Origin of the sequence: uncultured Pelagibacterium sp. (assembly GCF_963972885.1) — a bacterium.
In the GTDB taxonomy this organism is placed as follows: domain Bacteria; phylum Pseudomonadota; class Alphaproteobacteria; order Rhizobiales; family Devosiaceae; genus Pelagibacterium; species Pelagibacterium nitratireducens.
In genome coordinates this window covers 1-8,842 of sequence record NZ_CAXAXY010000113.1, presented here as the reverse complement: position 1 = coordinate 8,842, position 8,842 = coordinate 1, and the positions used below count along the sequence as shown (strand labels likewise).

Genomic DNA, 8,842 nt, shown 5'->3' with positions numbered 1-8,842 from the left:
CAATCGTGCCGATGTTGCAGTGCGGCTTGTTACGAGAAAATTTTTCCTTGCCCATCACATATCTCCATCTTCAGCAGGCCCATTGGCCGCTGATTAAATTGTTATCCAACTAGGCGTATTTCGCCTGAACTTCGTCGGCGACCGCCTGGGGCACCTGCTCGTAATGATCGAACACCATGGTGTACTGTGCACGCCCCTGGCTCATCGAGCGCAGTGAGTTCACGTAACCGAACATGTTGGCCAGCGGCACGAAGGCGTTGACCACCTGAACGACACCACGGCTTTCCGTGCCCTGGATCTGCCCACGACGCGAGTTCAAATCACCAATGACGTCGCCCATGTAGTCTTCAGGGGTCGTCACTTCGACCTTCATGACCGGCTCGAGCAGCTTGGGAGCCGCTTTCTGCAGGCCCTCACGGAATGCAGCACGACCAGCGATCTCGAAGGCGAGAACAGACGAGTCAACGTCGTGGTAGGCACCGTCCGTGAGTGTCGCCTTGACGTCCACGATCGGAAAGCCCGCCAGAATACCCGCGCCCATCACGGACTCGATACCCTTCGACACACCCGGGATGTATTCCTTGGGAACCGAACCACCGACAATCTTGCTCTCGAAGGTGAAGCCGGCGCCGGTTTCATTCGGCTCGATCGTCAGCTTGACGCGGGCGAACTGGCCCGAACCACCCGACTGCTTCTTGTGGGTGTAGTCGATTTCCGCCGAACGCGTGATCGTTTCGCGATACGCAACCTGCGGCTGGCCGATATTGGCCTCGACCTTGAACTCGCGCTTCATGCGATCGACAAGAATGTCGAGGTGAAGCTCACCCATGCCCGAAATGATCGTCTGGCCCGATTCTTCGTCCGACTTGACGCGGAACGAAGGGTCTTCGGCTGCAAGACGCTGCAGGGCGAGACCCATCTTTTCCTGGTCGGCCTTGGACTTGGGCTCAACAGCAATGTCGATAACCGGATCGGGGAAGATCATGCGTTCGAGGATAACCTGCGACTGAGGCGTACACAGGGTATCGCCTGTCGTGGTATCCTTCAGGCCCACGATGGCAACGATGTCACCGGCATAGGCTTCCGAGATCTGCTCACGGCTGTTCGAATGCATCTGGAACATACGGCCGACACGCTCGCGCTTGTCCTTGACCGTGTTCTGGAGCTGCGCACCAGCTTCGAGTTTGCCCGAATAAACGCGGCAGAACGTCAGCGAACCCATGTGGGGATCGTTGGCAATCTTGAACGCCAACATCGAGAGCGGCTCATCGTCGTCAGCATGACGTTCGATGGGCTCTTCGGTCTTGGCGTCGATACCACGAATGGCTTCGATGTCGTTGGGAGCCGGCAGGAAATCGACCACTGCATCAAGAAGCGGCTGAACACCCTTGTTCTTGAACGCCGAACCACACAGCACGCCGAAGAAATCGTTGGCAATAATGCCCTTGCGGAGCAGCTTGCGGATCGTGTCGTTGTCGGGCATCTGCCCTTCGAGATAGGCTTCCATCGCCGCTTCGTCGAGTTCAACGGCAGCTTCGATCATCTTCTCGCGATATTCTTCAGCACGATCCTTGAGATCGGCCGGAATATCCACGATGTCCCATTTGGCACCGAGCTCTTCACCGTCCCAGACGTAAGCCTTCATCTCGATCAGATCGACGACGCCGGCAAATTCATTTTCAGCGCCGATCGGCAGCTGCAGAACGACTGCCCGAGCACCGAGGCGCGTTCCGACCATCTCGACCGAGCGGTAGAAATCGGCACCGATCTTGTCCATCTTGTTGACAAAGATCAGACGGGGAACGGCGTACTTATCAGCCTGACGCCAGACGGTTTCGGTCTGCGGCTCCACACCGGCATTGGCATCGAGAAGCGCGACAGCACCGTCGAGCACGCGCAGCGAACGCTCGACTTCAATGGTGAAGTCGACGTGGCCAGGGGTGTCGATGATGTTGAAACGGCGCTTCTTGCCATCACGGCCCTGCCAGAACGTCGTCGTGGCAGCCGAAGTGATGGTGATACCGCGTTCCTGCTCCTGCTCCATCCAGTCCATGGTGGCAGCGCCATCGTGAACTTCACCGATCTTGTGGCTCTTGCCGGTGTAGAACAGAATACGTTCGGTCGTGGTGGTCTTGCCGGCATCGATGTGAGCCATGATGCCGAAATTGCGATAATCTTCGAGCTTGTATTCGCGAGCCATGCTTGTCTCTCCTTACCAGCGGTAGTGCGAGAATGCACGGTTGGCATCGGCCATACGATGCGTGTCTTCACGCTTCTTGACGGCCTGGCCACGTCCGTTGACGGCATCCATGAGCTCGCCCGACAGGCGACCGACCATGGTCTGCTCACCGCGCTTGCGGGCGGCATCGATCAGCCAGCGAATGGCCAGGGCCTGCTGACGTTCGGTGCGCACTTCGACGGGCACCTGATAGGTGGCACCACCGACGCGACGCGAACGGACTTCAACGGCGGGGCGAATGTTTTCCAGCGCGCCATGGAAGACCTGAATGGGGTCCTGCTTGGTCCGCTCTTCGACAACCTCGAACGCGCCATAGACGATGCTCTCGGCGGCAGATTTCTTGCCATCCTTCATGAGCGAATTCATAAATTTGGAGACGACCAGATCGCCGAATTTGGGATCTGGGTTGATCTCGCGCTTTTCTGCACTATGCCGACGGGACATTGCTCACAGATCTCCTTATTTCGGCCGCTTGGCGCCGTACTTCGACCGGCGCTGCTTGCGATCCTTCACCGACTGGGTGTCCAGAACGCCGCGCAACACGTGATAGCGCACGCCCGGAAGGTCGCGCACACGGCCGCCGCGGATCAGCACAACGGAGTGCTCCTGGAGGTTGTGCCCCTCGCCGGGAATATAGGTAATAACTTCACGCTGATTGACCAGGCGCACCTTGGCCACACGACGCAGAGCCGAGTTCGGCTTCTTTGGGGTCGTCGTGTAGACACGCGTGCAAACACCGCGCTTCTGCGGGTTGGCCTCCATCGCCGGAACCTTGTTCCGCTTCGGCTTGGCCTGCCGGGGCTTGCGGATCAGCTGATTAATGGTCGGCATATCGCTCGAACCCTCTTTTCATCCGTACAAACAAAAACCTGTTCGACATAACAAGCGAGCAGCGCCCACCCGGTCTCATGGAAAACCGGTGGCGCCATGAATGCAGAGGATCACCTCCTTGCGGAAGCAATCATGCGCCCAAGACTTGTTGCGTCTAACTACCCGACAGTGTGTTTGATCGGCTTGAATGTGTCGCATTGGACGCTTCACATTCGATGCCGGATCACGACCGACCGCTTAGGTAGGGCGGGTATTACTGGGTTGATTCAGAATCGTCAAGACATTCCGGGGAAAAAAGCCCGATTGGCATGAGAACCCCTGCCCTGCACCCAGCGCAGGGCCGGATGTGGCACCATGAAGCCCGATTTTCAAGAGCGCTGCCCCTCGGCCAAAGAGAAAAGGGGCCCGAAGGCCCCTCCCCGCGAATCTGTGCCGGATTCGTCTAAAGGCCTGGAGCCGCTAACAACACGAACTGAGTGAATTGGCCGGCGCGGTTGAAGTTGTTATCCGATGCAATCATCAGGGTGCGGCCACCATCGACCTCCGGCCCCCAGGAAATGGATTCGATGTTGTCGACATCAAGCCCGAAATCACCCTCTGCGATGGTGAACCAGTGTTCCTTGTTCATCGGGACAATGTCGCTGCCCGCAATCGTTTCCAAGCCCGTGACGGCATCGGCCCCATCGAACGTGGCGATATAATAGGCGATCTCGTTGCCATAACCGCTGGCGAAAGTGCGTTCGACTGCGATGATCGTGTTCTCGTCAAGCGCGAGGAATTCGGAAAGACCATTGTCGTTGTAATTGGGCTCCTCGGTGGAGGGCACTCGGATCGGGTCTGTCGGGTATATGTATTCAGCACTCAACTCGCCGCTTTCCCGATCGAAGACCGCAACGCGGGCCGGGCTGCCCGCTTCGAGTGTTGCCTTGTCGCCGTCCTGCATCAGTCCGTTCTCGGTGCCAACCAGAACGCTCGCGCCATCCACAGAAAGGCTCAGGCTTTCGAACGCGAGGTTGCCATAAACGCCCTTCCCTTCCGCGTCGGGAATATAAGCGGCCGGCACATCGAATGTGCGCACCACATTACCGCTGAGATCGGCTTCAAAGACCTCGGGCGCGCCGTCGGCATTGCCTTCGCTTGTCCACAGGATCGTGCCCGTTTCGGCGACAAAACGAATGCTTTCGGGATCGATCGCACCTGAGGCAAAGCTCTGGCCTTCGGCATTGAGAAGCTCATGGGTCGAGACGATGTCGAGCCCTGCGATCTCACTGCCATCCAATGTCAGCTTGATCGTATAAAAGCGCGCCGGACCGTTTTGCGCCCGGTCATCGGAGATGGCATAGAAGATGTCGCCGGCCGCGTCATAGTCGAGCCCGGAAATGCCACCAAATGGCACTCCATCCAGCATCAACTCGGTTGGCAGCACGATCTCATCGAGAAGCACGGGCTGATCGGGAGCCTGGGCAAGGGTCGGCGAAGCAATTGAAAGAACGGCCAGCGAAAGCATGGCGCCGCAGGGAATGCGCATCGGAAGTCTCCGGTTGGTGTTCAACCTCCGGTTCGTGACCGAGACACGCAAACCTGCGATGACGATAGAGTGAACTTTCGGCGACCGCGGCCCAGCAACAAAAATGGGGGCCGCAGCCCCCATTCTCAATTCGCAATGCAAGTCCAATTATTCGGCTGGCGTATCCGGTGCGGCCGGCATGGCTTCGGGTGCCGGAATGGCAACCGTTTCGGCCTGACGACGCCGCTCGTCCAGAATGAGATCATCGCGCTTGGTCGCGATCTGACGCACGTTGGAAATACGCGCACCGGTGCCCGCCGGGATGAGGCGGCCGACGATGACGTTCTCCTTGAGGCCTTCGAGCAGGTCGCCCTTGCCCGAAACAGCAGCCTCGGTGAGCACGCGCGTGGTCTCCTGGAACGACGCAGCCGAGATGAACGAGCGCGTTTGCAGCGACGCCTTGGTGATGCCGAGCAGGACCGGAACGGCCACTGCGGGCTTCTTGCCATCGGCGACGAGCTGCTCGTTGAGTTCCTCGAGATCGATGCGATCGAGCTGCTCTTCCTTGAGCAGACCGGATTCGCCCGGCTCGGTGATCTCGACCTTCTGCAACATCTGGCGAACGATCACCTCGATGTGCTTGTCGTTGATCAGCACGCCCTGCAGGCGATAGACCTCCTGGATCTCGTTGACGAGATAGCGTGCCAGCTCTTCGACGCCCTTGATCGCAAGGATGTCATGGGGAGCCGGGTTGCCGTCCAGAATGTACTCGCCCTTCTCGATCGGATCGCCTTCCTGAAGATGGAACGGCTTGCCTTTCGGGATCAGATACTCGACCGGCTCGAGAGTCTCGTCGGTCGGCTCGATGATGATGCGGCGCTTGTTCTTGTAGTCGCGCCCGAAGCGGATCGTGCCATCGAGCTCGGCAATGATCGCGTGATCCTTGGGACGACGCGACTCGAACAGTTCGGCAACACGCGGCAGACCGCCGGTGATGTCCTTGGTCTTGGCGCTTTCGAGCGGAATACGGGCCAGAACGTCACCCTGGGCCACGCGGGTCCCCGGCTCGACGGCGATAACCGCATCCACACTCATCAGATACCGCGCATCCGAACCACGCTCGGTCTTGAAGGCCTGACCCTGCGCACCGACGGCGATGGCCGGCTTGAGGCCGTCACCACGCTGGCTGGACCGCCAGTCGATGACCAGACGCTTGGTAAAGCCCGTGGTTTCGTCGGTCTGTTCGGAGACCGAAGCCCCATCGACCAGATCCTCGAAGATCACTTCGCCTTCCACTTCCGTCAGAACGGGACGGGTATAGGGGTCCCATTCGGCCAGACGCTGACTGCGCTTGACCTGATCGCCTTCGTTGACCCGCAGGCGTGAGCCGTAGCCGAGCTTGTGAGCGGCCCGTTCCTTGCCTTCGGCATCGACGATCAGGATCGACACATTGCGGCCCATGACCACGATGTGTCCATCGGAGTTGGTCGCGATGTTCTTGTTGCGGAACGCAATCTTACCTTCCGCACCGGCTTCGAGGTACGAGTTGTCCACCACCTGCGCCGTGCCACCAATGTGGAACGTACGCATGGTCAGCTGCGTGCCGGGCTCGCCGATCGACTGAGCGGCGATAACACCAACGGCCTCACCCATGTTGACGGGTGTACCGCGCGCAAGGTCGCGGCCATAACAGGTCGCACAGGTGCCCTGGCGGACTTCACAGGTCAGCGGCGAGCGAATGCGGACCGATTGGACCTTGGCGGCCTCAACCCGTTCCACATCGGCTTCGTCCATCAGGACGCCCTTGGCAATGATCACCTCGTCGGTCCCCGGAACGAGAATGTCGTCCGCGGCCACGCGGCCAAGAATGCGCTGTCCGAGCGACGCGACCACCTGACCGGAGTCGATGATCGCTTCCATCGTAAGACCATTCTCGGTGCCGCAGTCGTCCTCGGTGATGATCGCGTCCTGGGCGACGTCCACGAGACGACGCGTCAGATAACCCGAGTTTGCCGTCTTGAGCGCGGTATCGGCCAGACCCTTGCGGGCGCCGTGGGTCGAGTTGAAGTACTCGAGAACGGTCAGGCCCTCCTTGAAGTTCGAGATCACCGGCGTTTCGATGATTTCACCGGACGGCTTGGCCATAAGGCCGCGCATGCCGGCAAGCTGCTTCATCTGGGCGACCGAACCACGGGCGCCCGAATGGCTCATCATATAGACCGAGTTGATCTGCTTGGAGCGGCCATTGGCATCCTTTTCGTGCGCCGAGATGCGCTTCATCATCTCTTCGGCGACCTTGTCACCACACTTTGCCCAGGCATCGACGACCTTGTTGTACTTCTCACCATGGGTGATCAGGCCGTCATTGTACTGCTGCTCGAACTCCTCGACCTGCTTGCGGGTATCACCCACAATCTTGGCCTTGGTATCGGGGATGACCATGTCGTCCTTGCCGAACGAAATACCGGCACGGCAGGCTTGCTTGAAGCCCAGATCCATGACGCGGTCACAGAAGATCACGGTCTCCTTCTGGCCACAGGCACGGTAAACCGTGTCGATGACCTTGGAGATGTTCTTCTTGGTCATGAGCTGGTTGACCACCTCGTACGGCACGGTCTTGGGCAGGATCTGCCCAAGCATCATGCGACCCGGTGTCGTCTCGATGATCGACGTCGTCATGTTGCCTTCGGCATCATGGGCCTTGATCCGGCCCTTGATCTTGGTGTGCAGCGTGACGGACTTGTTTTCCAGCGCGTGCTCGAGCTCGGACATGGACGCGAACGCCATGCCTTCGCCGGGCTCGCCCTCGGCCATGATCGACACATAATACAGGCCCAGAACGATGTCCTGGCTCGGCACGATAATCGGCTGACCGTTGGCCGGGTGCAGGATGTTGTTGGTCGACATCATCAACACGCGGGCTTCAAGCTGGGCTTCAAGCGACAGCGGCACGTGAACCGCCATCTGGTCACCGTCGAAGTCGGCGTTGAACGCGGCACAGACCAGCGGGTGAAGCTGGATGGCCTTGCCTTCGATCAGGATCGGTTCGAACGCCTGGATGCCCAAACGGTGAAGCGTCGGCGCACGGTTCAGCAGAACCGGGTGCTCACGGATCACTTCGTCAAGGATATCCCAGACTTCGGGCTTTTCCTTTTCAACGAGCTTTTTCGCCTGCTTGACGGTCGAGCTGAGACCCTTCGCGTCGAGACGCGAATAGATGAAAGGCTTGAAGAGTTCGAGCGCCATCTTCTTGGGCAGGCCGCACTGGTGCAGCTTGAGTTCGGGACCCACGGTGATGACCGAACGGCCCGAATAGTCGACGCGCTTGCCGAGCAGGTTCTGGCGGAACCGGCCCTGCTTGCCCTTGAGCATATCGGACAGCGACTTCAGCGGGCGCTTGTTCGCACCGGTAATGGTGCGGCCACGCCGGCCGTTGTCGAACAACGCATCCACAGCTTCCTGCAGCATGCGCTTTTCGTTGCGGATGATGATATCGGGCGCACGCAGCTCGATGAGGCGCTTGAGACGGTTGTTACGGTTGATGACGCGGCGATACAGATCGTTCAGGTCCGACGTTGCAAACCGGCCGCCATCGAGCGGAACCAGCGGACGCAATTCGGGCGGAATGACCGGAATGACCGTCATGATCATCCATTCGGGCTTGTTGCCCGAAACGATGAACTGCTCAACGATCTTGAGGCGCTTGGCCAGCTTTTTCGGCTTGAGTTCAGTCGTCGCCTCGGCGATCTCGACGCGCAAATCGGCGGCGAGTTTTTCGAGGTCGAGAGCGGCCAGCATTTCACGCACCGCTTCAGCGCCGATCATGGCGGTGAAGGCGTCAGGGCCGTAATTGTCCTGAGCGTCGAGATACTCTTCTTCCGTCACCAGCTGGTGCTGGCTGAACGGGGTCAAGCCCGGTTCGATGACGACATAGTTCTCAAAATAGAGAATACGTTCCACATCTTTCAAAGTCATGTCGAGCAGCTGCGAAATGCGGCTCGGCAGGGACTTGAGGAACCAGATATGGGCAACAGGCGCGGCCAGTTCGATATGGCCCATGCGCTCACGGCGAACGCGCGACAGGGTGACTTCCACACCGCACTTTTCGCAGATGACGCCCTTGAACTTCATGCGCTTGTACTTGCCGCACAGGCATTCGTAATCCTTGGTCGGGCCAAAGATGCGCGCGCAGAACAGGCCGTCACGCTCAGGCTTGAACGTACGGTAGTTGATGGTCTCGGGCTTTTTGATTTCGCCGTACGACC

General features: G+C 59.1%; 5 protein-coding genes. All 5 read right to left on the bottom strand.

Features of this window, described 5'->3' with window-relative positions; genetic code table 11:
- Window positions 1-109: 109 nt before the first annotated feature.
- Window positions 110-2,200, bottom strand: a complete 2,091-nt coding sequence (gene fusA / locus AACZ55_RS14300; protein WP_338610409.1) for an elongation factor G — start codon at window positions 2,198-2,200, stop codon at window positions 110-112.
- A 12-nt stretch (window positions 2,201-2,212) separates the two neighbouring features.
- Window positions 2,213-2,683, bottom strand: a complete 471-nt coding sequence (gene rpsG / locus AACZ55_RS14295) for a 30S ribosomal protein S7 (protein WP_338610407.1) — start codon at window positions 2,681-2,683, stop codon at window positions 2,213-2,215.
- 15 nt (window positions 2,684-2,698) lie between these two features.
- Window positions 2,699-3,070: a 30S ribosomal protein S12 gene (rpsL, locus tag AACZ55_RS14290; RefSeq protein ID WP_041528652.1), complete on the bottom strand. Its 372-nt coding sequence runs from the start codon at window positions 3,068-3,070 to the stop codon at window positions 2,699-2,701.
- A 442-nt stretch (window positions 3,071-3,512) separates the two neighbouring features.
- Complete coding sequence (locus AACZ55_RS14285) at window positions 3,513-4,598, bottom strand: esterase-like activity of phytase family protein (protein ID WP_339647184.1); 1,086 nt, start codon at window positions 4,596-4,598, stop codon at window positions 3,513-3,515.
- Between the two features lie 147 nt (window positions 4,599-4,745).
- On the bottom strand, window positions 4,746-8,842 hold a 4,097-nt coding region (gene rpoC, locus AACZ55_RS14280), incomplete at its 5' end, for a DNA-directed RNA polymerase subunit beta' (RefSeq protein WP_339647182.1).